The sequence below is a fragment of the Streptomyces tropicalis genome (genome assembly GCF_029269835.1).
GTDB classification, from domain to species: domain Bacteria; phylum Actinomycetota; class Actinomycetes; order Streptomycetales; family Streptomycetaceae; genus Streptomyces; species Streptomyces tropicalis.
Map to the genome: position 1 here is coordinate 383,162 of NZ_JARJBB010000002.1, position 22,797 is coordinate 405,958.

Annotated in this window: 22 protein-coding genes; 3 read left to right on the forward strand and 19 right to left on the reverse strand. The window is 72.9% G+C overall.

Annotated elements, in window-relative coordinates:
• Positions 1-46: 46 nt before the first annotated feature.
• Both P3H78_RS05670 and P3H78_RS05675 read right to left on the reverse strand, forming a co-directional pair.
• Complete coding sequence (locus tag P3H78_RS05670; RefSeq protein WP_276107657.1) at positions 47-958, reverse strand: MarR family transcriptional regulator; 912 nt, start codon at positions 956-958, stop codon at positions 47-49.
• A 179-nt stretch (positions 959-1,137) separates the two neighbouring features.
• Positions 1,138-2,088 (reverse strand): LysR substrate-binding domain-containing protein, encoded by a 951-nt coding sequence (locus P3H78_RS05675; protein ID WP_276107658.1) that lies wholly within the window; start codon positions 2,086-2,088, stop codon positions 1,138-1,140.
• A 133-nt stretch (positions 2,089-2,221) separates the two neighbouring features.
• On the opposite strand from P3H78_RS05675, the gene P3H78_RS05680 reads away from it, so the two are divergent.
• Together P3H78_RS05680 and P3H78_RS05685 are read left to right on the forward strand one after the other, a co-directional pair.
• Positions 2,222-2,776 carry a peroxiredoxin gene (locus P3H78_RS05680; protein ID WP_276107659.1) on the forward strand — a complete coding sequence of 185 codons (555 nt, stop codon included), beginning with the start codon at positions 2,222-2,224 and terminating at the stop codon, positions 2,774-2,776.
• A gap of 2 nt (positions 2,777-2,778) precedes the next feature.
• A complete protein-coding gene (locus tag P3H78_RS05685; protein ID WP_276107660.1) occupies positions 2,779-3,312 on the forward strand; it encodes an alkyl hydroperoxide reductase in 534 nt (177 codons plus the stop codon).
• A gap of 66 nt (positions 3,313-3,378) precedes the next feature.
• On the opposite strand, the gene P3H78_RS05690 is transcribed toward P3H78_RS05685, so the two are convergent.
• The 5 genes from P3H78_RS05690 to P3H78_RS05710 all read right to left on the reverse strand — a co-directional run bounded on the left by P3H78_RS05690 (position 3,379) and on the right by P3H78_RS05710 (position 10,000).
• Entirely contained in the window at positions 3,379-4,695 is a 1,317-nt protein-coding gene (locus tag P3H78_RS05690; protein ID WP_276107661.1) for an AI-2E family transporter, read from the reverse strand.
• Between the two features lie 162 nt (positions 4,696-4,857).
• Positions 4,858-5,559 carry an aggregation-promoting factor C-terminal-like domain-containing protein gene (locus P3H78_RS05695; protein ID WP_498073042.1) on the reverse strand — a complete coding sequence of 234 codons (702 nt, stop codon included), beginning with the start codon at positions 5,557-5,559 and terminating at the stop codon, positions 4,858-4,860.
• A gap of 426 nt (positions 5,560-5,985) precedes the next feature.
• Complete coding sequence (gene phoH2 / locus P3H78_RS05700; RefSeq protein ID WP_276107663.1) at positions 5,986-7,311, reverse strand: RNA 5'-3' helicase PhoH2; 1,326 nt, start codon at positions 7,309-7,311, stop codon at positions 5,986-5,988.
• 402 nt (positions 7,312-7,713) lie between these two features.
• A complete protein-coding gene (locus P3H78_RS05705) occupies positions 7,714-8,487 on the reverse strand; it encodes an isoprenyl transferase (RefSeq protein ID WP_276107664.1) in 774 nt (257 codons plus the stop codon).
• Positions 8,488-9,196: 709 nt separating this feature from the next.
• Positions 9,197-10,000 (reverse strand): methyltransferase domain-containing protein, encoded by an 804-nt coding sequence (locus tag P3H78_RS05710; RefSeq protein WP_276107665.1) that lies wholly within the window; start codon positions 9,998-10,000, stop codon positions 9,197-9,199.
• Positions 10,001-10,346: 346 nt separating this feature from the next.
• On the opposite strand from P3H78_RS05710, the gene P3H78_RS05715 reads away from it, so the two are divergent.
• Entirely contained in the window at positions 10,347-10,748 is a 402-nt protein-coding gene (locus P3H78_RS05715; RefSeq protein ID WP_276107666.1) for a DUF192 domain-containing protein, read from the forward strand.
• Between the two features lie 10 nt (positions 10,749-10,758).
• On the opposite strand, the gene P3H78_RS05720 is transcribed toward P3H78_RS05715, so the two are convergent.
• The 12 genes from P3H78_RS05720 to P3H78_RS05775 all read right to left on the reverse strand — a co-directional run bounded on the left by P3H78_RS05720 (position 10,759) and on the right by P3H78_RS05775 (position 22,797).
• Positions 10,759-11,355 (reverse strand): hypothetical protein, encoded by a 597-nt coding sequence (locus P3H78_RS05720; protein ID WP_276107667.1) that lies wholly within the window; start codon positions 11,353-11,355, stop codon positions 10,759-10,761.
• An 82-nt stretch (positions 11,356-11,437) separates the two neighbouring features.
• Positions 11,438-12,139 carry an Imm52 family immunity protein gene (locus tag P3H78_RS05725; RefSeq protein WP_276107668.1) on the reverse strand — a complete coding sequence of 234 codons (702 nt, stop codon included), beginning with the start codon at positions 12,137-12,139 and terminating at the stop codon, positions 11,438-11,440.
• 93 nt (positions 12,140-12,232) lie between these two features.
• Positions 12,233-14,461 (reverse strand): Tox-REase-5 domain-containing protein, encoded by a 2,229-nt coding sequence (locus P3H78_RS05730; protein WP_276107669.1) that lies wholly within the window; start codon positions 14,459-14,461, stop codon positions 12,233-12,235.
• A 228-nt stretch (positions 14,462-14,689) separates the two neighbouring features.
• Entirely contained in the window at positions 14,690-15,343 is a 654-nt protein-coding gene (locus P3H78_RS05735) for an OmpA family protein (RefSeq protein ID WP_276107670.1), read from the reverse strand.
• A gap of 10 nt (positions 15,344-15,353) precedes the next feature.
• Entirely contained in the window at positions 15,354-15,932 is a 579-nt protein-coding gene (locus P3H78_RS05740) for a hypothetical protein (RefSeq protein ID WP_276107671.1), read from the reverse strand.
• Between the two features lie 32 nt (positions 15,933-15,964).
• Complete coding sequence (locus tag P3H78_RS05745) at positions 15,965-16,573, reverse strand: pilus assembly protein TadG-related protein (protein WP_276107672.1); 609 nt, start codon at positions 16,571-16,573, stop codon at positions 15,965-15,967.
• Entirely contained in the window at positions 16,570-16,803 is a 234-nt protein-coding gene (locus P3H78_RS05750) for a Flp family type IVb pilin (protein ID WP_276107673.1), read from the reverse strand. The genes P3H78_RS05745 and P3H78_RS05750 overlap by 4 nt, the downstream gene beginning before the upstream one ends.
• Positions 16,804-16,971: 168 nt before the next feature.
• The gene (locus tag P3H78_RS05755) at positions 16,972-17,934 is read right to left on the reverse strand and encodes a response regulator transcription factor (protein ID WP_276107674.1); all 963 of its coding nucleotides are present in this window, start codon (positions 17,932-17,934) and stop codon (positions 16,972-16,974) included.
• 36 nt (positions 17,935-17,970) lie between these two features.
• Positions 17,971-19,569 (reverse strand): sensor histidine kinase, encoded by a 1,599-nt coding sequence (locus P3H78_RS05760; protein ID WP_276107675.1) that lies wholly within the window; start codon positions 19,567-19,569, stop codon positions 17,971-17,973.
• A gap of 19 nt (positions 19,570-19,588) precedes the next feature.
• Positions 19,589-20,476: a DUF5936 domain-containing protein gene (locus P3H78_RS05765; protein WP_276107676.1), complete on the reverse strand. Its 888-nt coding sequence runs from the start codon at positions 20,474-20,476 to the stop codon at positions 19,589-19,591.
• Positions 20,477-20,506: 30 nt separating this feature from the next.
• Positions 20,507-21,448 carry a type II secretion system F family protein gene (locus tag P3H78_RS05770; RefSeq protein WP_276107677.1) on the reverse strand — a complete coding sequence of 314 codons (942 nt, stop codon included), beginning with the start codon at positions 21,446-21,448 and terminating at the stop codon, positions 20,507-20,509.
• 11 nt (positions 21,449-21,459) lie between these two features.
• Positions 21,460-22,797, reverse strand: a complete 1,338-nt coding sequence (locus tag P3H78_RS05775) for a TadA family conjugal transfer-associated ATPase (protein WP_276107678.1) — start codon at positions 22,795-22,797, stop codon at positions 21,460-21,462.

Below are 22,797 nucleotides of genomic sequence, written 5' to 3' on the forward strand. Positions count from 1 at the left end.
TTCATGACAGGTCGCACGGGTGTGTCCCCCCTCGGTTGCGTCTGTTTCATCGGGCGGATCCGTTCCGCAGGCGGAAGAACCCCTTCCAGCTCGCCCCGTGGCGTTCCGGGGTGAGGGCTTCGGTGATGCCGCTGGCGCCGGGCGTGCGGCGGGGCAGCGAGTCCGGCACGGTGATCGGGCCGGGCGGCGGCGCGGGGCGCGCCGCGGACCGGCGCCGGCTCACCCCGGGCACCCGCTCGGGGACACGCACCGGGATCGGCGCGGGCGTCCCCGGGCAGCACAGGAGTCCGTCGCCGAGCATCCGGGCCACCTCGACGGTGACCGCGTAGACGCCACGGCCGGTCAGGAAGGCGAGGTCACGGGCGGTGCGGCGGCCGTCGGCACGGCCGAGCAGCTCCCGCTGGAGCCCGGTGACCGGGACGGGCGGGCCGTCGGCGGGCACCGGGCGTTCGCGGTCGGGGCGCACGGGGTGGGGCAGGGCCGCCAGGGCGGTGAGCTTGCGGGCCGCGTCCTGGAGCATCCGGGTGGGCGGCTCGCCGACCGGTACCGGGGCGAGCGGCTCACCGGCGGGGGCGCGCTCGCAGTCCTCCACCGGGCCCGCGGCGACGGCGAAGGCCGCGTCGTGCAGCGCCATCACGCAGATCACCCGGAGCTGGGCCGCGCCCGCGTGGCCGTGGGCCGTCAGCGCGGCGGCGGGCCAGGGCGCGCCGCCCGCCTCGCGGACCAGCTCGGCCCACTGCTCGCCGGTGAGCCGTCCGGAGCGCAGCAGCAGGGCGACGGCACCGGGCGCCCCGGGGCTCTCGGCGGCGACGACGAGGCCGTCGCGCAGGTGGAAGACGCCGCCGGGCGTCCCCGAGACCAGCAGCCGTCCGGTGAACCCCTCGCGCCCGCAGGCGCTCAGCACGGGACCCAGTTCGGCGTAGCCGACGCGGCCGAGGGACTCCCCGAAATCGCCCATCGCTCCCCTTGGCCGTGTCGCACATACGCCTGACGCGTCGCACCGAGGGGGTATGTGTATCAGCGCCCGGGCACGGGCCGGTCCGGGTCTTCCCACCTGCCTGCACCTGACGGAATGCGCATCGGGGAGTGACCCGAAGGGTTCTGTTCGGCCCTCATTTGACCGATCGGGTACCGCTTTCAGTCGCCGGGGTCGAGTACCCGTACGGGCAGCGGACGGAGTTCCTCACGCAGTGCCGCCGCCAGCTCCCGGTACTCGGCGCCGCGGGCCGCGCCGGCCCGCATGACGAGCGCGACGCGGCGGGACGGGGCGGGCTCCGCGAAGCGGGCGGTGCGCAGCCGGCTGCCGCGCGAGGTCTCCACCTCCTGCGCGGTGCGCGGCAGCAGCGTGCAGCCGAGCCCGCCGGCCACCAGCTGGACGAGGGTGGACAGCCCGGCGGCGGTCGTGCTGACCGGGGCGTTGGCGCGTCCGGCCTCCCGGCAGACGTCCAGGGCCTGGTCCCGCAGGCAGTGCCCCTCGTCGAGCAGCAGCAGGTTCAGCTCCCGCAGCGCCTCGCGCGGGACGCCCGTGCGGCCGCCGAGCGGGTGGTCCGCCGGGGTGGCCAGGACGAAGTCCTCGTCGAAGAGGGGGAGTTCGACGACGCCGGGGACGCCGAGCGGCACGGCGAGGAGCAGCAGGTCCAGCCGGCCGCCGGCCAGCCCGTCCAGCAGGCTGGCCGTCTGCTCCTCGTGCACCTGGAGATCGAGGTCGGGGTAGCGGTCGTGGGCGAGCCGCAGGACCGCGGGCAGCAGGTACGGCGCGACGGTCGGGATGACGCCGAGGCGCAGCGCGCCGGTGAAGGGCGCCCGGACCGCCTCGGCCTCCTCCATCAGCGCCCCGACCTCGGCGAGCACGGCCTGGGCCCGGACCGCGAGCCGTTCCCCCGCCGGGGAGAGCAGCACCTTGCGCGTCGTACGCTCCAGGAGGGTGACACCCAGTGTCTCCTCCAGCGCCGAGACGGCCCCGGAGAGGGCCGGCTGGCTCGTCCCGGTCGCCGCCGCGGCGTCCCGGAAGTGCAGATGTTCCGCCACCGCCGCGAACGCGCGGAGCTGGGCCAGGCTCGGCTGCCTGCGCTTGTTACCCACAGTCACTCATAACCACCTTCGATCAACTCGACCGAGTGTAGCTATTTCCGCAATCAATGCACCCTGTGCCACGATCACCCTCGTCCAACCCATGGGAATCGCCGGCGATCCCGGCGCTTCCTCGCTGCAAGGAGAGCGTGTGCTCACTGTCGGTGACAAGTTCCCCGAGTTCGAACTGACCGCCTGCGTCTCGCTGGAGAAGGGCGCGGAGTTCGAGCAGATCCACCACAAGTCCTACGAGGGCAAGTGGCTGGTGGTCTTTGCATGGCCGAAGGACTTCACGTTCGTCTGCCCGACCGAGATCGCCGCCTTCGGGAAGCTGAACGACGAGTTCGCCGACCGCGACGCGCAGATCCTCGGCTTCTCCGGTGACTCCGAGTTCGTGCACCACGCATGGCGCAAGGACCACCCGGACCTGACCGACCTGCCCTTCCCGATGCTCGCGGACTCCAAGCACGAGCTGATGCGCGACCTGGGCATCGAGGGCGAGGACGGCTTCGCGCAGCGCGCCGTCTTCATCGTCGACCCCAACCGCGAGATCCAGTTCACCATGGTGACCGCGGGCTCCGTCGGCCGTAACCCCAAGGAGGTCCTGCGGGTCCTCGACGCCCTCCAGACCGACGAGCTCTGCCCGTGCAACTGGTCCAAGGGCGACGAGACCCTGGACCCGGTCAAGCTGCTGGCCGGTGAGTGAGCATGTCGCTCGACTCCCTCAAGGCAGCCGTCCCTGACTACGCCAAGGACCTGAAGCTCAACCTGGGCTCGGTCATCGGCAACTCCGACCTGCCCGCGCAGCAGCTGTGGGGCACGGTGCTCGCGACGGCGATGGCGGCGCGTTCGCCGATCGTCCTGCGCGAGCTGGAGCCGGAGGCGAAGGCGAACCTGTCGCCGGAGGCGTACACCGCGGCGAAGTCCGCGGCCGCCGTCATGGCGATGAACAACGTCTTCTACCGCACCCGGCACCTGCTGTCGGACCACGAGTACGGTTCGCTCCGCGCCGGCCTGCGGATGAACGTCATCGGCAACCCCGGTGTCGACAAGGTCGACTTCGAGCTGTGGTCCTTCGCCGTGTCCGCCATCAACGGCTGCGGCATGTGCCTGGACTCGCACGAGCAGGTCCTGCGCAAGGCCGGCGTCGACCGCGAGGTCGTCCAGGAGGCCTTCAAGATCGCCGCGGTCGTCCAGGCCGTCGCGACGACGCTGGACGCCGAGGCCGCGCTGGCCGAGTAGCCGTCCCGGCCGCGAGACGCCGCGGGCCCCGTCCACCGGAGTGGACGGGGCCCGTTCGCGTGTCTCTCAGACCGCCGGGTCGCCGACGGGGGCCGCGGGCTCGGCGGGCGGCTCCTGCGCCGGCACGTCCGCCGGGGGCGGTGCGGCGGGCAGTCGGGGCTGCTCCTGGGAGTAGCTGCGCAGATAGCCCACGACCGTGTTGGTCACCGCCACCAGCGGAACCGCGACGACCGCGCCGCCGATGCCGGCGATCATCCCGCCCGCGGCGACCGACAGCACGACGGCCAGCGGGTGGACCCGCACGGCTCGGCCCAGGATGAAGGGCTGGAGCACATGACCCTCGATCTGCTGCACCGCCAGCACCACCACGAGCACCATCACCGCGGTGAACACGCCCTGGGTGACCAGCGCGACCACCACCGCGAGCGCGCCCGAGACGACCGCGCCGACGAGCGGCACGAAGGCGAACAGGAAGATGAACACGGCCAGCGGCACGGCCATCGGCACGTTGAGGAAGTAGATTCCGAGGCCGATGAAGATCGCGTCGATCAGGGCCACGATCACCGTGCCGCGGACGTAGGCGGTCAGCGTGGCCCAGGCGCGCGGGCCGGCGCCGGCGACTCCGGGACGGGCCGCGGCCGGCACCAGTTTCAGCGACCACTCCCAGATCCGCCGGCCGTCGTAGAGCAGGAACAGCGTCGAGAAGACGGTGAGCAGGATGCCGGTCATGGCCTCCACCACCACCGTCACGCCCTCGAGCCCGGCCGACGTTATCTGGTCGGTGTTGGCGCCGACGGCGTCCCGCAGGTTCTTCGCTATCTGGTTGATCTGCTTGTCGGTGACGTGGAAGGGGCTGTTCAGCAGCCACTTGCGCAGTTCGTCGATGCCGTCCTGGATCTGGCTGGAGAGGTTGTCGATGTTCTCCATGACCTGCCAGCTCACGAACCACCCGATCAGGCCCATGACGACGAAGCCGAGGATCGCGGTGAGCGCGGTGGCGGGGCCGCGCGGCAGCCCCCAGCGCCGCAGCCGCGCCACCGTGGGCTGCATGAGCGCGGTGATGAGCAGCGCGGCCACGAAGGCCAGCACCACCAGTTGCACGGCGCTGATGACCCGCATCAGCACCCAGACGGTGCCGGCGAGGATCAGCAGCCGCCAGCCGGCCTCCGCGGCGACCCGGACGCCCCACGGCACCGCGTGCGCGGGGTCGGGCCGCGCGGACGCGTGACTCACGGGGGAGGCGGACGGGACGGTGTCCGCCTGCGGTCCCGGTGCGGGGGCGGCGTGCTCCTTCTCCACCTCGGCGCGGCGCTCGTCGAGCCGCTCACCCATCTCGCTCAGACCCGCACCGACCCGGCCGAGCCACCCAGGCACTCGTGACATGTTGCGACCTCTTCCCCCGTCCGTCCCCACCACTCCTCCCTGGAGCCGTCGCGTCCGACGGTACAGGGCGACAGCCCCTCCCCCAGGGAGGGGGAGGGGCTGTGCGGGGTCCTGCGTGGCGCGGGCCGGTGGAGCGCTGCGGGCGCCGGGGGCCGCTCCGGCTCAGTACCAGTGGTTGGCCGCCCAGAAGGACCAGGCCTGGCACGGGCTGCCGTAGCGGCTGTCCATGTAGTTGAGGCCCCACTTGATCTGGGTGGCCGGGTTGGTCCGCCAGTCGGCGCCGGCGGAGGCGTACTTGCCGGCCGGCAGGGCCTGGAAGAGGCCGAAGGCGCCGGAGCCCGCGTTGACCGCCTGGTAGTTCCAGCTCGACTCGTGGTCGACGATGTTGCTGAAGCACTGGAACTGGTCGCCCGCCACCATCTGGCGCGCCATCGCCTGGATCTGCGCGACGGAGTACGAGCCCTGCACGGGGAAGCTGGAGGAGTCGCGGCTCGCGCTGCGGCTGGCGGCCTCCGCCTTGGCCTTGGCGCGGTCCTTGGCCTCCTGCTCGGCCTTCTCCGCGGCCGCCTTCTTGGCGATCGCGCTCTGGGCGGCGGCCTTGCGGGCGGCCTCCTCAGCGTCCTTCTTCGCGCTCGTGTCGGCGGCGATGGCCTGTGCGTCGGCCTGCTGCGCGAGGGAAGCGGTCTGGACCTGGGCCTGCTGGCCCGCGGGGATGTCCGCAAGAAGCGTGGCGTCGGCCGCCGTCGCTTCGGCGGCGTCGTTGGGCTGGGCAGTGCTGCCCGACGCAACTCCGACGACGCTTCCGACGGCGGTGACCGCGGTGGCCGAGGCCACTGCGAATCCCCGGACCGAGATCCGGCTCACACGGTTTCCTTCCAGCATCGTCCGCTTCGGTGACCCTGGCGGACGCAATCGTGCCCCCGGCACTGGCCTCCCAACGGGGTCACGGGAGGCGCGGGCCCGGTGGACAACTCCCGTCATGGGAGTGCCGCATGGTGCTCGGGCGGCATACGACGATGCTATGGAGTTGGCTGTGATGCTCATGTGGTGCTGCACCGCTGGGGGCACAGATGTGTCGTATGCGGGGCCTGACAGGAGTGAGACTCTGCCGCAACCGGACACCACGAAGCAATTCCCGGTTGCGTGTGAAAGCTCACACCTCGTTTGGGCCACAGGAAGTCAGGAAACCCCCACACACGCAGACGCCGCCCGGCTAGGCTCTTCGCCTTTGCCGAACGGCGCCAACACCCTCCTCATCCACCCGGGATGGGGCGGACCGGGCGGAGTCGATCAGATGTGCCCCTCCTCCAGCATTTCGGTCACAAGGGCCGCGATCTGGGACCTCTCGGACCGGGTCAGCGTCACGTGCGCGAAGAGCGGATGGCCCTTCAGTTTCTCGACGACGGCGACGACACCGTCGTACCGGCCGACGCGCAGGTTGTCCCGCTGGGCCACGTCGTGGGTCAGCACCACCCGGGAGTTGGCGCCGATCCGGGACAGCACCGTCAGCAGGACGTTGCGTTCCAGGGACTGCGCCTCGTCCACGATCACGAAGGCGTCGTGCAGCGAGCGGCCGCGGATGTGGGTGAGCGGCAGGACCTCCAGCATCCCGCGCGCGGTGACCTCCTCGATGACCTCGCGGCTGGTGACCGCCGACAGGGTGTCGAAGACCGCCTGTGCCCAGGGGCTCATCTTCTCGGCCTCGTTGCCCGGGAGGTAGCCCAGCTCCTGGCCGCCGACCGCGTACAGCGGGCGGAACACCATCACCTTCTGGTGCTGGCGGCGCTCCAGGACCGCCTCCAGGCCCGCGCACAGCGCCAGCGCCGACTTGCCGGTGCCGGCCCGGCCGCCCATGGAGACGATGCCGACGTCCGGGTCGAGCAGCAGGTCCAGCGCGATGCGCTGCTCGGCGCTGCGGCCCTTGATGCCGAAGGCCTCGCGGTCGCCGCGCACCAGGCGGACGTTGCCCTCGGGGGTGACCCGGCCCAGTGCCTTGCCGCGCTCGGACTGGATCGTCAGGCCGGTGTGCACCGGGAGGCCGGCGGCCTCGGGCACGTGGACGTGCCCGTCCTCGAAGAGGATGTCCACCTGCTCGGCGGGCAGCGCCAGTTCGGACATTCCGGTCCACCCGGAGGCGTCCGTGATGGCGAGCTCCGCGCGGTACTCCTCGGCCAGCAGGCCGACCGAGGACGCCTTGATCCGCAGCGGCAGGTCCTTCGAGACGACGGTGACGTCGAACCCCTCGGCCTGCAGGTTGCGGGCGACCGCGAGGATGCGGGAGTCGTTGTCCCCCAGGCGGTAGCCGGTGGGGAGCACGCTGGGGTCCGAGTGGTTGAGCTCGACCCTGAGGGTCCCGCCGAGGTCCCCGATCGGGATGGGTGCGTCCAGACGGCCGTGGCGAACGCGGCAGTCGTCGAGCAGGCGCAGGGCCTGCCGGGCGAAGTAGCCGAGTTCGGGATGGTGCCGCTTGGCCTCCAGCTCCGTCACCACGACGACGGGGAGCACGACCTCGTGCTCCTCGAAGCGGCTGACGGCGTTGGGGTCGGCCAGCAGGACGCTGGTGTCGAGAACATAGGTGCGCCGGTCGGGCTTGCGGCGCTTCGTGCTGGTCACCACGGAAGGACGTACCCCCTCGGATGAGGTCGGGGAGCGACGAGATGGAGCTGGACCGGTCGACGGCCCCCGCGTGCGGCGGGCCGAGAACCGGCCCTCCGCGGCTGCGTCCGTGCTCTGACCGCACGGTCGGGCTGGTGCAAAGGGCCTCCCGGGCGGACGGCCCCGTGCCGCCCGCTGAGATCCGACACCCGTGGTTCGGGTGTCGACCTGTCTGGGTTATGCCCTCGAACATGCGCTGTCATGCAAATGCGGGCGCGGCGCACTGATGAACTCCGCGTTACTTCCGCGCCTGCTGGGGTATACGGGGGCCTTTCGCCCACGGGTCGGCGGCGCGCCCTTCCGGCACCCCCCCGCCCGGCCGCCGACCGCACGAAAGGGCCGGTCAGCGGGCGTAACGCCGGGTCAGCCGCCGTAGCGGCGGTGGCGGGCGGCGTAGTCGCGCAGCGCCCGCAGGAAGTCCACCTTGCGGAAGGCGGGCCAGAAGACCTCGCAGAAGTAGTACTCGGAGTGAGCGGTCTGCCAGAGCATGAATCCGGACAGCCGCTGCTCGCCGCTGGTGCGGATCACGAGGTCGGGGTCGGGCTGGGCGCGGGTGTAGAGGTGCCGGCCGATCATGTCGACGTCGACGGACTCGGCGAGGTCGTTCATGGCGACGCCGCGGTCGTGGGCGTCGAGCATCATGGAGCGGACCGCGTCGGCGATCTCCTGGCGGCCGCCGTAGCCGATGGCGACGTTGACCACTATCCCGTCGACGTGCGCGGTGGTCTCCTCGGCCTCCTTCAGCGCGTTCTGCATCGGGGAGGGCAGCAGGTCCGGGGTGCCGACGTGGTGCACGCGCCAGCGGCCGTCGGCGGCCAGCGCGCGGACGACGCCCTCGATGATGCCGAGGAGCGGGACGAGCTCCTCCTGCGGGCGGTCGAAGTTGTCCGTCGACAGCAGCCAGAGGGTGACGACCTCGACGTCCGTCTCGGAGCACCAGCCGAGGAACTCCTCGATCTTCTCGGCGCCGGCCCGGTGGCCGTGCTCGGTGGTGGAGCCCGACGCCTTCGCCCAGCGGCGGTTGCCGTCCATGATGACGCCGATGTGCTTGGGCACCTGTGCGTGGTCCAGGTGGCCCTCCACCCGGCGTGCGTACAGCCTCACCAGCAGGCCGCGCAGCTTGTCGCGCAGGTTCACGTGTTCGTCAGCCCCTCCGTCTGGATCGGACGGGCGCGGCCCCGGGGGCGATCCCTGCCCGTGCGCCGGCCTCGTCCTGTGGCGGTCCCCGGGGGCGAAGCCTACCCCCGACCCCCCGGCGGCCCCCAACGGGCCGTTGGCGGCGCCCTGATGCGCCTGACGCGCCGTCGGGCCCGCCGGGCAGAAAAACGGGCCGGTCCGTGGGGGGGGATACGGACCGGCCCGAGGGGGGGTTTCCACCATAACCCTTCGTGAGGGCAACCGGCTGCACCGGCGGCCAACAACTACTCTCCGAAGTCGTCCGGCAACGCCCCCGGATATTCGGAGAGTGCCGTTCCAGGGTCGCCCCGAGGGTGATCGGAACCGATTCACAGCGGAATCACAGGAAGAGTGACCATGGCGGCGTATGAATCGAAGGCTTTGGGCCGTCTCGGGGAATCGTGCGACGCGCCGCCCGGGGTCCCCCCGACGGGCGACCCGGCGGCGAACGCCCGCTTGACGTCGCCGCCCTTCCGCTTCGGCCGTCCGGGGGACCGGCGCGTTCCGCGCGGCGCGGGCGCGGCGCCGCGCAGCCCCCTCCACGGCGCGATACCGCCCGCGCAGCTTTGCTCACGCGCATTACCCGCCCCGAATCCACGTGCGGCGAACGGGTGACACGAGTGACGGGTGACAACGATGTGGAAACCGGGGCGGAGCGTGGGCCGTCCGGTCACCGCGGCCGGTCGGGACGGTCCGGGCGGCGCGCGTCGAGGAGGTGCCGAGTGCTGTGGGCGACGAACGGGCCCCGCGCCACGATCCGTTCGTGCAGCTCCCGGAGCCGGGGCTCGTACGCCTCGACGGTGAAGCCGGGGACCATCCACACGACCTTGCGCAGGAAGTGGACCACGGCGGCGATGTCGTGGAACTCCATGCGCAGGCGCTCGGCCCGGAGGCCGGCCACCTCCAGGCCCTCGGCTTCGGCGTCGGCGCGTTCGCGGAGAGGGTCGCGACCGGTGCGGACCGCCTCGGACTGCGGCCCGAGGAAGTACTCGACGAGCTCGAAGGCACTGGCCGGCCCGACGTGCTGGGCGAAGTAGGTGCCACCCGGGCGCAGCACACGGGCGATCTCCGTCCACTGCGGGCGGACGGGGTGGCGGCTGACGACGAGGTCGAAGGCGCCGTCCGCGAAGGGCAGCGGCGCGTCCTCGGCGGCGGCGACCACCGCCGCACCGCGCGGGCGGAGCCGGGCGGCTGCCCGTGCCACGTTCGGCGGCCAGGCCTCGGTCGCGGCGACGAGCGGGGGCCGTGCCGCCGCCCGGCCGAGGGCGAAGTCGAGCACCTCGCCGCCCCCGGTCTGCACGTCCAGCACGGCGGTGGCGTCCGCCGGCCTCGCGGCCATCGCCACCGCGTACCCCCACGAGGGCCGCGCCTCCTCGGCCCGCCCCGCGAACCAGGAGAAGTCCCACCCGTCCGTGGGCACGGCCGCGCCCTCGGCGAGCAGGTCCTCGAAAGAGCGGCGGGAGGCCGGGGTCATGGGCCCAGGGTCGCAGGACACGGCCACCGCCCGCCTCCCCATTTCGCCGGCGCGCGCGGGACCGTCCACCGCGGAGCGGCCCGGCCGCGAACCGCTCGCCGCCCGCCCATTCGGCCGGGGCGAGGACCGGCAGGGACCCGAGCCGGAGGAGCGCACGGTGCGACGGCACACAGGCGGACCGCGCCCTCGCCCACGGTGGACCGTGCCTCTCCGCACGTCGTGCGCCCGCGGTGGCCCGGCGGCTCGTGGGGGGAATGGGTCCCCGGGCCCATGTGGGCCCGGATTCCCGTGGGTACGGTGCCGGGCGTACGCGGGAACACGTCGGTGCGACGAGTGGGGGGCGGGCATGGGGCGGCGGTGGCGGGACGGGTGCGGGGAGTTGACCGTGCGCGCAGGCGCGGCGGGCACGGTCGTGGTCCCGCTGGAGGTGGCGGCCTCGTACCGGGCGCGGACCCGGGGGCTGCTCGGGCGGGACGGCGTGGACGGGGCGATCCTGCTGTCCCCCGCCAACAGCGTGCACACCTTCCGGATGCGCTTCCCCATCGACGTCGCCTACCTCGACCGCGGCCTGCGCGTCCTCGCCGTCGTCACCATGGAGCCGGGCCGCCTGGGCCTGCCCCGCCTCCGCTCCCGGCACGTGCTGGAGGCCGAGGCGGGCGCCATGGCGGGATGGGGGCTGCGGGTCGGGTCGCGGGTCGCGGTGGCGACGACCGGCGCGGCGGGGACGGCACGCACGGCGGAGGGGTAGCGGGGCCGGGTCAGAACTTGCCCGTGTGGACGTGGGTCCGGTGGCCGAGGTACCGGCGGAACTCCGCGTGGAAGCCCTCCGCGAGCGGCGGCCAGCCCCAGAAGTCGAAGGCCAGGGCTCCCAGGGCGAAGCCCGGTCCGAAGTCCCACTCCGTCACCGGTACGGCCGTCCCGCAGGAGGGGCAGGCGACGCTCGCCGCGCCGGTCCTGCGCCACACCGCGACGGCCTCCCGGAACGGCCGCCACGCCGCCTCGTCCGGCTCCGGGCGCCCGGGCGGGTCGATGACGACGACGGTGCGGGCGCACCGGGGGCAGGTGGCCCGGTCGGCCTCGTCGCCGCCCTGCCCGGCGGTGTAGGAGTTCCGGCCCGTCATCACGGCCACCGGCCCGGGAGTCCAGGGGGCGCCGGGCGTGTCGGCCACGGCGCGACGCCAGTTGCGGCCCGGCGGGTGCCCCATGTCCGCGCCGGGGCTGTACACGCCCTCGGACGACAGCTCGGGGGTGATCACGCCTTCCGCGACCAGCCAGGAGATCGTCCGCGCGGCGAGCGCCCCGGCCTGCTCCTCGGTCACGTCCACGTCGACGATCCGTTCGAAGAAGTCGCCCATGCCCCGTCTCCTCCTTCCTCGTCTTCCTCGTCTTCCTCGTCTCCTCGTCACTCCCGGACGAGCCGGACGCCGCCCCGGCGGGTCACAGCTTCGGTGCGGTCATGGGGCGAGGCAGGGGGTCCAGGGCGCCCGTGGCCGCCAGGGCCCGGTTCAGGCCGACGGCGGTGCCGGAGGAGCCGGGCGCGGGCAGGTCCAGCAGCACGCCCCCGTGCGGGCCGGGCTCGGCGGGGACCGGGAGCGCGGTGCCGCCGAGGCGTTCGGCGCGCCCCCGCGAGAGGTAGAGGGCCAGGCCCGCGACGGGCGCACCCAGGTCCAGCCCGGCGTCCTCCAGTTCGTCCATGAGGGCGTCGTCGGTCACGTCGCCCCAGTCGACGTCCCACGCGTCCGCGAGGGCCCGCAGGGTGGCGAGCAGGGTGCGCGGGTCGTCCCCGGCCGGTCCGTCCACCTGGACGACCATCGCGTGGGGGGCGAACCGGGGGGCTCCGCCGGCGCTTCCGCTCACGTCGAGGGTCGTGCCCCCGCCGGCCGGGGCGTACAGGGCGATCCGGTGGCCGACCGCGTCGGTGTCGTCGCGGCCCGCGGCGCCGTCGCGCAGCAGGGACTCGATCGCGTCGGCCCGCGCCGGCACGTCCACGTCCGGGCCGGAGTCGCGCACGCCGTGCCACACCGCCGGAGCGTCCGGGAAGACGTCCGCCAGCGCCGTCAGGAAGGCCGCGCAGCGGGCGGCGACCTCGGTCTCCGTCTCGGGCCTGGGTCCCCAGAAACCCCTCACCAGGCGATCCATCAGATGTCGTCCCCTCGGTCTGCGGTCCGCGGCCCCCGGACCCCTCCGTGTGCCGGTCCGTGGCCTTCCGATCGTAGGCACCGCGCCGCCCGTTCACTTCTTCATCGGGCCGGAGATGGGCTGCCTGGCCCGGTCGTAGACGACCTTGACGTTGGTGAGCCCCTCCCTGCGGAAGGCCTTACGGGCCGCGTCGGCCACGTTCTCGTCGGAGAAGTGCCACTCGATCGTGCGGCCGCCTGCGGCCTCCACCTGACCGCGGGCCTCCTTGACGAACTTCTCCCGGCCCGAGCGGGTCAGCTCGCCGTCCTTGCCGAGGTAGCTCTTGTAGCCGAGCTTCGCCTCCAGGAACGTCTGCCGGTCGCCGTCCCAGCCGTCGAACTCCACCGGGCGCTTGCCCTCTCCGCGCGGCACGACGTACTCCTTGCCGCGGTTCACCCCGGTGACCTGCTCCTGGTACCGCAGCCATGCCTCGTTCTGCCAGGTCGGCTCGGGGTTGCGGTCCCGGGAGGCCCACTTGCCGTCGCCCTTGTCGGCGTCGCCGATCCGGGGGTCCTTCAGGTCCTTCGCCCAGTCCGGCGGGTTGTAGTTGCGCGGGTCGTTCTTGTCGCCGGGCTTCGGGTCGGGCCACTCCTTGCGGCCCTTCTTCCGGGCGTCCTCCGCGGCCTTGTCGGCCTCGTCGGCCTGCTTGCGGGCCTCCGCGGCCTCCTTCTTGGCCTTCCCGTCGCAGCCGTCGTCGGCGAGGACGACGTACGGGGTACCCTCCGCCGCGGCGAGGACGGTGGTGCCGGTGCCGGCGGATCCCGCGGGGGCGCCGGGGCGCGGGCCGTCGCCGTACGGGACGGGGCGGGCCGGGGCGGAGACGGTGCAGCCGGACTGCCGGGCCTTCCGCTCGGCCGCGTCCGCGGCCTCGTCGGCCCGCTCGGCCGCCTTCTCCGCGCCCTCGACGTCCCCGGCCTTCGCCGCCTTCCGCGCGTCCTCGGCCGCCTTGCCCGCCTCCTCGGCGAGCTTGCCCAGCTTGGCGAGTTTGCTGAGCCTGCCCAGGTCACCGACCTTCTCCACGATCTTGGCGCCGTCGTAGCCGGGGATGAGGAGGGAGCCGATGTTCCACAGGACGTGGGTGACGGCGCGGGTCTTGTCCCCCTTGTTCCAGGCGTCGGCGACGTCGTCCCCGACGAAGAGGTCGTACAGGACCGTCCCGCCGGTGTTCAGGGAGGCCCCGCCCCAGTCCCAGATCGCGCCGAAGTAGTCGCCGTCGGCCCACTTGTCACGGGCGCCCTTGGAGTTGTTCCACCAGTCCTCGCCGAGCTGCTTGCCGTAGTCGCCGATGCCCTTGAGAGTGTCGAGCGGGTGGCTGACGATGCCCCAGATCCCCTTGACGTCGCCCCAGACGCCGTCGACGAACAGGCCCTGGCCGACCTCCTTGATCTGGTGCCCGGCACAGCCGAAGAAGGCGCCCACGCCGGAGAAGCAGCCGTCGTCCTTCTTGCCGCCGTCGTCCTTCCTGCCGCCGCCGGAGTCCTTCGGGTCCCCGCCGCCGTCGGCTCCGCCGCTGTCGCCACCGCTCCGGCCGTCGTCGGTCGTGGTGCCGTCGCTCTGCGGGGAGTTCCCGTCGCCGGTGGACGTGCCGTCGCGGCCCGGGTCCCGGCCGGCGGTGGTGCCGGTGCCGCCGCCCGCAGGGGCGGGGCAGCCCATGCCGGAGACCTTGCAGACCTGCGCCTCGATGCCGCCGTAGATCCGGGTGCCGAGTCCGCTGACCACCAGCGCGGTGACGAGGGCGACGACGACGGCGACCAGGCCGAGGTACTCGACCGCGGTCTGCCCCTCGTCCCCCCGACGCCACCGGATCATCCGGGCGAGCGAGAACGGGCGCCGCTCGGCCCGGTCGAGCACCGGCAGGCGGTACCACATCCGGCTCTCGGGCCGCAGCAGGAAGTACACGACGAGGACGGGCAGGAAGAGTTGGACACCGCCCCGGGCCGAACCGGCGGCGAGGTTGGCGAGTCCACCGAGGATCAGCCACGCCTGGACGGCGAGCAGCGCGTACCGGACCCGGGTCCCGCCCGCCCAGGTGCGGCGGGCCAGCCACCAGCCGAGGGCGCCGGGTGCGGCCGCGTAGGCGACGAGGGCGATCAGGCCGCCGTCGACGGCGTCGTGGGACGCGGCCGTCAGCAGGAGGCCGACCCCGCCGACGACGGTGACGGCGAACAGCACGTGCAGCAGCACCAGCGCGGTGGCGACCGGCGCCGGCATGTCCCGGCGGCCCCCGCCGCCGGCCGTCCCTATGCCGGTGACGCTCCCTGCCGCTCCCCCGTCCCAAGCCATGCGGTGCCCCCTCCTCCGTCTCCTCCGCCCGAGGGTAGGAAGGGGGGCGACCGCCCGGCATGGGCCCGGAGACCCAAGTGCACGCCCAAATCGCCTGACCGGTCCTCGACTTGGGCCCAGATGCACTCGGGCGGTCCGGACGCTGCGGACGGCTGCGGTACGCGGCGGGGCCCGCCCGCACCGGTGAGGTGCGGGCGGGCCCCGGGTGGTCGGGCCGTGCCGCGGCGGTCAGTTCCCCGTCCGCGGGAAGGAGACCTCGACACGGCGGTTCTTACGGCGGCCGGCCTCGGTGGAGTTGTCGGCGATCGGGTACTGCTCGCCGTAGCCGCGGACCTCGAAGGTCACGTTCGGGTCGTTGAGGTCCTGGCCGAGGACGTCCTGCACGGCGTTGGCGCGCTGCTTGGACAGGACGTCGCCGTGCTCGGAGGAACCGAGGTTGTCCGTGAAGCCGAAGACGCGCACGTGGGTGGCGTGCTGCTTCTTGACCTCCGCGGCGATCGCGGCGATCCGGGACTTCGCCTCGTCGCCGAGCTTGGCACTGTCCTTGCCGAACAGCACCTCGGCCTGGAGCGCGAAGGTCACGTCCGTGTTGGTGTCCGAGCGCCGCTCCTCGCCGCCCTGGTCCTCCACGACGGACTTGATGTCGAGGACCTTGGGCGCGGCGAGGGTGGCGCCCTCGGGCAGCTTCAGGTCCGGATCCTTCGGATCGATCTTCACCGGTGCGGACGCGGAGGCCTCGGTGCCGGGGGGCACGCTGGGGCCGCCGTCGGCCCGCGCGACGACCGCGCCGTGGAGGTTGGCGGCCACCATGACGGCGGTAGCGGTCGCGGTGAGGGCGGCACGCGGCCCGTACGTCGCCCTGCGGGAGGGGGTGAGGGTCATCGCGGCCGCCTCAACCGGAGATCTTGATGGTGGCGCTGGAGAAGGTGGGGAGTTGCAGAGAGACGTCGGTGGTGTCGGAGGGGGGTGACGGGAACTGCATGAAGACCGGGAGCGTCTGCCCCGAGTCGATCGTGGTCAGGCCGATCGTCGTCAGCGGTCGGCCGTCGGTGTCCCGGAGCACGTAGTAGCGCTTCTTGCCCTTCGAGTCCACGAGTGTGGCCCCGCCCAGGGACTGTCCGTGCTTGATGATCTCCGTCTCGTCCCCACTCATCTGCGCGGGAATGACCGCTGACTTGGCACCGTCGTTCTTGAGAGTGCCGTTGACGGTGACGAACCCCCCCGAGTCACGCTGCGCGGAGACGATCTGGAGCAGCAGGCCGTCCGGGCCTCTGAGTTCGGCTAGCGGGGCCCCGGACTGTCCTTCCTGAGCACTCGGCTTTGATCCACCATCCCGGGAACCGGATGCCGAGGATTCCGGCTTCTTGGCGTCACCGCTGTCGCCGCAGCCGGCCGCTCCAACGATCAGGCCGGCAGCCACGGTCAACGCGACCAGCCCCTTCCGGGCCCTCGCAGTGAACCGAATGCTCATCTCTGCTTCCTTCTTCACTCGTCGTTCGCTCGTCAGTCGGCGGCCAGGTGGACGTCGAAGAGATCCTCGGGTCCGGGAAGGTCGGTGAGATCGTCAGGATTCAGGTGCCAGGTTCTTCCCTTGCAGTTGAGCTGCGGCAGTGTGCCTTTGCCGCCCTGTCCGACGGGAAGATCGAACATGCAGCGCGGCTCGATCACCGCGACGGCTTCCGCTCTGGACCTCGTGTGCGACGTCGCAGGAACGACGGAGTCACCGACGGGTCGGTTCGTCTCCACTTCCACCCTGTAGCCCAAGGGCCAGGACTGCGGCCCGCAAGCCGACCCCGCCATATGGGCATCGTTCTGCGCAGCAAGCTGGTAGGCACGCCAGCATCCGTCCAGGACAGCGCCCTTTCCGCTGAAGACGTCCTGCCACTTCGTGGGATCCAGGACGTCCCGTACCCACTCGCCCGCAAGCTTGTCCCTGGTGTCCTGTGCTGCCGCGAGTGCCGCCGCGTCGGCTGCTGTCTCGGCGCCGTTCCTGTTCACAGCGGTCTGGCCGACCGCAAGGTATGCGAACGCAAGGAAGAGCAGGCCCGCCACCACCGTGATGTAGATGGGGAAGGCCTGCCCTGCGTCACCGCTCTCGCGGGGTCGCGTCAATTCGCGACCTTGTTGATCTGCGCCGTGATCTTGTTCAGGATGGTCTGCCCGATGTTGGTACCCGTGATCGCCAGCACGATCGCCACGACCACCGCGATGATGCCCAGGTACTCCACCGCGGTCTGGCCGTGGTCGCCGGCGCGGCGCTGCACCGCCTCGACCGTCGTGTTCTTCCAGCCGTTCACGCGAACCTTGGTCGCGACGGCGGTCTTCAGCATCAGGTCGCTCATGGTGTTCCCCTCCGGGTTCGGTCTCGGTGTCGCTCGCGACTCCGGAAACGTACGCCGGGAGGACCGCCCCGGCGGAGGGTCCCAGGGCCCAATCCCGGGCCCAAAGCCGGACCCGGCCGCCGCGGCGGGACCGCCGGCCGGCGGTCCCGGTACCTGCGTCCCGCATCCTCATCGCACGTCCCCCTGCCCTCGTCCGGAGCCCGGGGCCGTGCCGAGCCACTTGGCGGCGGCCTCCGCGCGGCTGGTGCTGTGCAGCTTGGCGAAGATGCGGTTGATGTGGTTCTTGACGGTCTTCTCGCTGATGAAGCAGGTGGCGGCGATCTGCTGGTTCGTCATGCCGGACGCGATGAGGTCCATGATCTCCGCCTCCCTCGAACTGAGCTGGAACCGTGACCGGTCGACGGCCGCGGGACGGGCACCTGTCCATACGGACGCGGATCGCCTCGCATCCGGTTGCACTTGCGAAAAGTTTTCTACCGAATCATAGGACGGAGGATGCGTCGTCGGGTCGAAATCCCTCAAGTAGGCGGGATTTTTGCCAGAGTCACGCTCACCCCGAGCAGCGTCCGAGGTATGTGCAGTCGCACCGCCCAGGTCCTCGGGCAGCACCGGGCCCGCCGGATGCGGGCCCGAGCGGAGCTGGGCGAGCAGGGCGTCCGCCGCCGTGGCGGTGAAGTGGGCCCGGCCTTCCTTGATGTTCCGTACCGCGCCGACCAGTTCGTCCGCGGTGAACTCCCCGTGGACCAGGTAGCCGCCCGCCCCGCGGCGCAGGGCCTCCTGGACGATCTCGGACTCCCGGCTGTAGGTCAGCATCACGACCGGGGCGATCGGGACGAGGTACGGCAGGGCGGAGATGCCGTCCACGCCGGGCATGCGGACGTCCAGCAGGACGACGTCGGGCCGGTGCCGTCGGGCGGCCTCCCAGGCCGCGCGGCCGTCGGCGGCCTCCGCGACCACACTGATGTCCTCGCGGCCGGAGAGCAGGGCCGTCAGCCCGGCCCGGACCACCGGGTTGTCGTCGGCCACGACGACGCGCAGGGGCGCCGAGGGAGCCGGCTCCGGGAAGCCCTCGAAGGGGTCGGGGGGCGGGGTCTGCGGGGGGCCGGGGTACGGGGGCGGGTGGTCCGGCATCGGCGGCCTCCTCTCGGTCGGCGGGCGGGGCGTGGGTCAGGCGGTCGGGGTGGTGAGGGCCGCGAGCGGCAGTTCCAGGCGGACCTCGGTCCCCCGGGGGCGGCCGCCGCGGCCGATGCGGATGCGGGCGCCCACGGAGGCGGCGCGCTCGACCATGCCGACCAGGCCGAAGTGGCCGGAGCGGCGGAGCTGTTCGAGGCTGGTGCCGGCGGGCAGGCCGGCTCCGTCGTCCTGGACGCTGATGCGCAGCAGGCCGTCGTGGACGCCCGCGCGGACGTCGACCCGGGTCGGCCGCGCGTGGCGGTGGGCGTTCTCCATGGCCTCCGAGGCGATGGTGAGGAGCTGGCGTGCCACGGCGGGCGGGACCGGGGGCACGGCGTGATCGCCGGTGGGACGGTATCCGGCGGGCAGCCCGGTGCGTCTGCTGAAGTCCCGCGTGCGGGCGGCGAGTTCGACGAGGACGTCGGTGCCGTGCCCGGGATCCGACTCGCGGCGCAGGTCGGCGAGGAGTTCGCGGGCCTCCGCGGCGGCGCGGCGGGCGGAGCGGGCGACGAGTTCCGCCTGCTGCCCGACCAGCGCCCGGTCCGGGTGGGCGGCTCCGGCCGAACCGGCGAGGCCGTCGGCGGCCAGGGCGACGCCGTGCAGGGTCTTGGCGACGGAGTCGTGCATCTCCCGGGCGAGCCGGGCGCGTTCGGCGGCGACGGCCTCGGTGACCGCGAGCCGGGCCTGGACGGTGGTGAGGGCCTGGGTGGCCTCGCCGAAGCGGAGCATGAGGCTGCGCAGGGCGGAGCCGACGGCGCCGGTGATCACGCACAGGCCGGGCAGCAGGGAGGCGTCGGCGAGGGCCGCGTGCGGGTGCTTCGCGGCGGTGTGGACGAGGACGAGGATCAGGGACTGGAGGGACGCGAAGGCGGCGGCGCCGCGCCAGCCGTAGACGAGGCCCGCGAGGAGCGGGGTGCACACGCTGACGTAGGCGAGGGTGGTGCCGGGGCCCGCGGCGACCAGCAGCAGCGAGCCGAACAGGGTGTCCACGACCAGCAGGGTGGGGTGGCGCAGCAGGAGGGGGCCGAAGCGCTCCCAGTCCCGGAAGAGCACGTAGGAGCCCATGAAGGTGACGACGACGGCGGCGCCGACGAGGCGGGTGGCCAGGCCGGGGGCCGCGTTCAGCAAGGCGGAGGGCGTCGCCAGGGCGATCATGGCCAGGCGGAAGCCGAAGACCTGACGGCACAGCGCCTGCAGTGCGTTGATCTGGAGGGCCGTCCTCTCGGCGGGCGGCGCGGCGGCCGGGCCCGGGGACGGCTCCGCGGCGGCCGTCGTCAGGCCGGGCACGGGCGGTCCCGCGGTCTCCGGCGACGGTCCCGGCGCGGGGGCCGGCGGCGCGGGCGGTGCCGCGGGGGCGGACGGTGCCGCCGGGGCGGCGGACCGGGCACCCGCTCCCGTCTGCCGCGGCACCCCCGGCGGCGCGTTCGCCGGTTCCCAGCCGGGTGGGAGGGCGGGGGTGACCGAGGTGACGGGGATGTCGGGCGCGCCCGTGCGGACGTGGGCGGGCAGGACCGTGCCCGCCGGCGGAGTGGTGATCTCCGGCGCCCTGGGGCGGCGGCGCAGCAGCCCGGTGCGTTCCTTCGTCGATGTCATGCCGGTCGTCGCCCCCTGCCTACTTGCCCGTGACGGAGCCGAAGTCCACGCCGGAGCCGAGGAGCAGGCCGGCGGCGAGGAGGATCATCGTGGCCGGGACCATGAAGGTGGTGATCATCATGGTGGCCTTGGGGACCGCGCGGGCCGCCTTGCGGCGGGCGTTCTGCGCGTCCGTGCGGCGCATGTCCTTGGCCAGCGCGACCAGGGTGTCGACGATCGGCGCGCCGAGTTCCTCGCCCTGCTGGAGGGCCGACACGAACATGGCGACCTGCTCGGAGTCGTTGCGCCGGCGCAGTTCGGCGAAGGCCTGGCGGCGGCTCATGCCGAGGTCCATCTGCCGCAGGGTGATGCGGAGTTCGTCCGCCCAGGGACCTTCGTAGCGGGAGGAGACCCGGTCCAGTGCCTGGCGGAAGCCGAGCCCCGCGCTGACCACGACGGCGAGGACGTCCAGGAAGTCGGGCAGGGTCCGCTCGATGACGTCCTTGCGGATGCGGATCGCCGACCAGATGCCGACCTCCGTCCAGAAGGCGCCGAAGGCGAGGAGGAGCAGGGCGACGAAGGGGTTGCCCCGCATCAGGAACACCAGGCCGCCGACGCCGCCGAGGAAGCCGTACACGGCGCGGCGGGCCGCGTACCGGTCGATGGTGAGGCCGCCGGGGTTGCCCGCCAGGTCGATCTTCCGGCGGTACCTGGCCACCCGCTTGGGGCCCATGAGGCGCAGGACGGCGGGTGCCCAGCGCATGCCGAGGCGGTCGACGACGGAGTCCACGGCGCCGGTGCGGGTGGCGCCGACCTCCAGGGCCAGGGCCAGGTCGCCGGGGAGCCGGGCGTCCGCGCGGTACATGCGGACGCCGGCGAAGGCGCCCCCCACCCCGAGGGCCATGACCAGTGCGAGCAGCAGTGCCATCCTCGTGTCCCTCCTTCCGTGACCGGTGGCTCAGACGTCGATGCGGGAGAGCCGGCGGATCAGGACGAACCCGACGGCGTAGAGGACGAAGGCGACGATCACGGCCGCCTGGCCGACCGGTGAGCCCGTCATCCGGTCGAGGGCTCCGGCCTTGACGCCGTTCATCAGGAACAGCGCGCCGATGCCCAGCACCGGCACCGCGTACGAGGTCATGTTGACCTGGGAGAGCTGGGTGCGGACCTCGCGGCGGGTCTCCTTGCGTTCCTCCAGGGTCTCGGTGAGGTTGCGCAGGGCGCCGACCACCTGCCCGCCGGCCCGGTTGGACAGGACCAGGGTGGTGACCAGGACGACGAGTTCGCGGGAGGGCAGCCGGTCGGCCAGCTCCCCGAGCGCGTCGTCCATGGACGCGCCCAGGGCCAGTTGGTGGGCGACCTTGCCGAGTTCCTCGCCGGCCGGGGCCTCCAGCTCCTCCGCGGCCATGCCGATCGCGGTGCGCAGGGCGAGTCCGGCCTGGGTGGCGTTGGCGAGGATGCGGGCCAGCTCGGGGAGCTGGTTGATGAACTTCTCGATGCGTTTCTGGCGCTGCCAGTTGAGGAACTGCAGGGCCGCCCCGATGCCGAGCAGGCCGGCGATCGGGCCGAAGAAGGGCGCGAGGGACGCCTGGCCGACGAGCCACAGGGCGGCCACCGTGGCGAGCATGCAGGCGAAGAACTCGCCCGGGGTGATGTCCAGGCCGGTCGCGGCGAGCCGCAGCTCCAGCCGGCGGCCGGCCCGGGTGCGGCGCAGCCTGCGGTCGAGGCCGCGGAAGCGCCGCCGGCGGCCCACCGGGATCTGCCCGGTCTGCGACAGCCGGTCGACGAGGGCCGCCCGCTGCGCCCTGCCCCGGGTGTAGGCGTGCAGGCCGACGACGGCGAGGACGCAGGCCAGCAGGGTCACGCCGGTGGTGAGGGGGACGAGGGTGTGCAGATCCATGGGGACGCTTCCTACCTGGCTTCTCGGGTGGCGAGCTGTTCCGCGGACTGGGCGACGCCGAAGGACGGGGGGACGGGCTGGCCGGCCAAGTAGAGGCGTTCGGCGGTGCGCCGCGGCAGCGGGTGGTACACGAAGGCGCCGTGGACGCGCCCGTCTGCGGCCATCGGGCGGGCGGCGAAGCGGGCGACGCTGGCCAGCCGGTACGGTTCGCCGCCGTGGCTGTCGACGAGGGCGATCTCGGTGATCCGGCGGGCGCCGTCGGCGAAGCGGGTGAGCTGGACGATGACGTCGACGGCGCTGTTGATCTGGTCGTGCAGGGCGGCGAAGGGGATCTCCACGTCGGACATGGAGGCCAGGGTCTGCAGCCGCATCAGCGCGTCCTCGGCACTGTTGGCGTGCACGGTGGCGAGGGAGCCGTCGTGGCCGGTCGACATGGCCTGGAGCATGTCGAGCGACTCTCCGCCGCGGACCTCGCCGACGACGATGCGGTCGGGGCGCATGCGCAGCGAGTTGCGGACCAGGTCGCGGATGGTGATGTGACCGCGGCCCTCGACGTTCGGCGGACGGGACTCCAGCCGGATGACGTGGGACTGCTGGAGCTGGAGTTCGGCGGAGTCCTCGATGGTGATGATGCGCTCGCCGTCCGGGATCAGTCCGGACAGCGCGTTGAGCAGGGTGGTCTTCCCGGTGCCGGTGGCCCCGGAGACGATGACGTTGAACTTGGCCTGCACCAGCGCGGCGAGCAGGTACAGCATGGGCTCGTCGAGGGAGCCGAAGCCGATGAGCTCGGGGAGGGTGAAGGAGCGCGGGAAGCGGCGGATGGTGAGCGTGGGGCCGGTGAGGGAGAGCGGCGGGATGATGACGTTGACGCGCTCCCCGGACGGCAGGCGGGCGTCCACCATCGGGTTGGACTCGTCCACGCGCCGGTTGACGGTGGAGACGATGCGCTCGATGGTCTGCATGAGCTGGTCGGTGGAGGCGAAGCGGAGCGGGAGCTGCTCGACCCGGCCGCCGCGCTCCACGAAGATCGCGTCCGGGCCGTTGACCATGATCTCCGTGATGGAGGCGTCCTCCAGGAGGGGTTCGAGGATGCCGAGGCCGAGGGCCTCGTCGACCACCCGGCGGATCAGCTGCGCCCGTTCCGCCGTCGACAGGACCGGGCCCTCGCGGCTGATGATGTGCCCGAGCACCCGCTCCAGCCGGGCCCGGCGCTCGGCGGCGGCGAGCGAGCTCATCTCCGCGAGGTCGATCTCCTCCAGCAGCTTGGCGCGGTAGGAGGCGACCAGGTGCCCGTCCTCGCCCCGACGGCCCTGCTCGTCGGGTGCGTTGATGCGTGCGCGCAGGCTCAT

What these genes read in the sequence shown, in the direction of transcription:
- P3H78_RS05670 (WP_276107657.1), bottom strand. Translation starts at nt 958, where the DNA reads ATGGGCGATTTCGGGGAGTCCCTCGGCCGCGTCGGCTACGCCGAACTG.
- P3H78_RS05750 (WP_276107673.1), bottom strand. Translation starts at nt 16,803, where the DNA reads ATGAGCGACCTGATGCTGAAGACCGCCGTCGCGACCAAGGTTCGCGTG.
- P3H78_RS05730 (WP_276107669.1), bottom strand. Translation starts at nt 14,461, where the DNA reads ATGGCTTGGGACGGGGGAGCGGCAGGGAGCGTCACCGGCATAGGGACG.
- P3H78_RS05735 (WP_276107670.1), bottom strand. Translation starts at nt 15,343, where the DNA reads ATGACCCTCACCCCCTCCCGCAGGGCGACGTACGGGCCGCGTGCCGCC.
- P3H78_RS05760 (WP_276107675.1), bottom strand. Translation starts at nt 19,569, where the DNA reads ATGACATCGACGAAGGAACGCACCGGGCTGCTGCGCCGCCGCCCCAGG.
- P3H78_RS05770 (WP_276107677.1), bottom strand. Translation starts at nt 21,448, where the DNA reads ATGGATCTGCACACCCTCGTCCCCCTCACCACCGGCGTGACCCTGCTG.
- P3H78_RS05765 (WP_276107676.1), bottom strand. Translation starts at nt 20,476, where the DNA reads ATGGCACTGCTGCTCGCACTGGTCATGGCCCTCGGGGTGGGGGGCGCC.
- P3H78_RS05690 (WP_276107661.1), bottom strand. Translation starts at nt 4,695, where the DNA reads ATGTCACGAGTGCCTGGGTGGCTCGGCCGGGTCGGTGCGGGTCTGAGC.
- P3H78_RS05775 (WP_276107678.1), bottom strand. Translation starts at nt 22,797, where the DNA reads ATGAGCCTGCGCGCACGCATCAACGCACCCGACGAGCAGGGCCGTCGG.
- P3H78_RS05740 (WP_276107671.1), bottom strand. Translation starts at nt 15,932, where the DNA reads ATGAGCATTCGGTTCACTGCGAGGGCCCGGAAGGGGCTGGTCGCGTTG.
- P3H78_RS05710 (WP_276107665.1), bottom strand. Translation starts at nt 10,000, where the DNA reads ATGACCCCGGCCTCCCGCCGCTCTTTCGAGGACCTGCTCGCCGAGGGC.
- P3H78_RS05685 (WP_276107660.1), top strand. Translation starts at nt 2,779, where the DNA reads ATGTCGCTCGACTCCCTCAAGGCAGCCGTCCCTGACTACGCCAAGGAC.
- P3H78_RS05725 (WP_276107668.1), bottom strand. Translation starts at nt 12,139, where the DNA reads ATGGATCGCCTGGTGAGGGGTTTCTGGGGACCCAGGCCCGAGACGGAG.
- P3H78_RS05720 (WP_276107667.1), bottom strand. Translation starts at nt 11,355, where the DNA reads ATGGGCGACTTCTTCGAACGGATCGTCGACGTGGACGTGACCGAGGAG.
- P3H78_RS05755 (WP_276107674.1), bottom strand. Translation starts at nt 17,934, where the DNA reads ATGCCGGACCACCCGCCCCCGTACCCCGGCCCCCCGCAGACCCCGCCC.
- P3H78_RS05715 (WP_276107666.1), top strand. Translation starts at nt 10,347, where the DNA reads ATGGGGCGGCGGTGGCGGGACGGGTGCGGGGAGTTGACCGTGCGCGCA.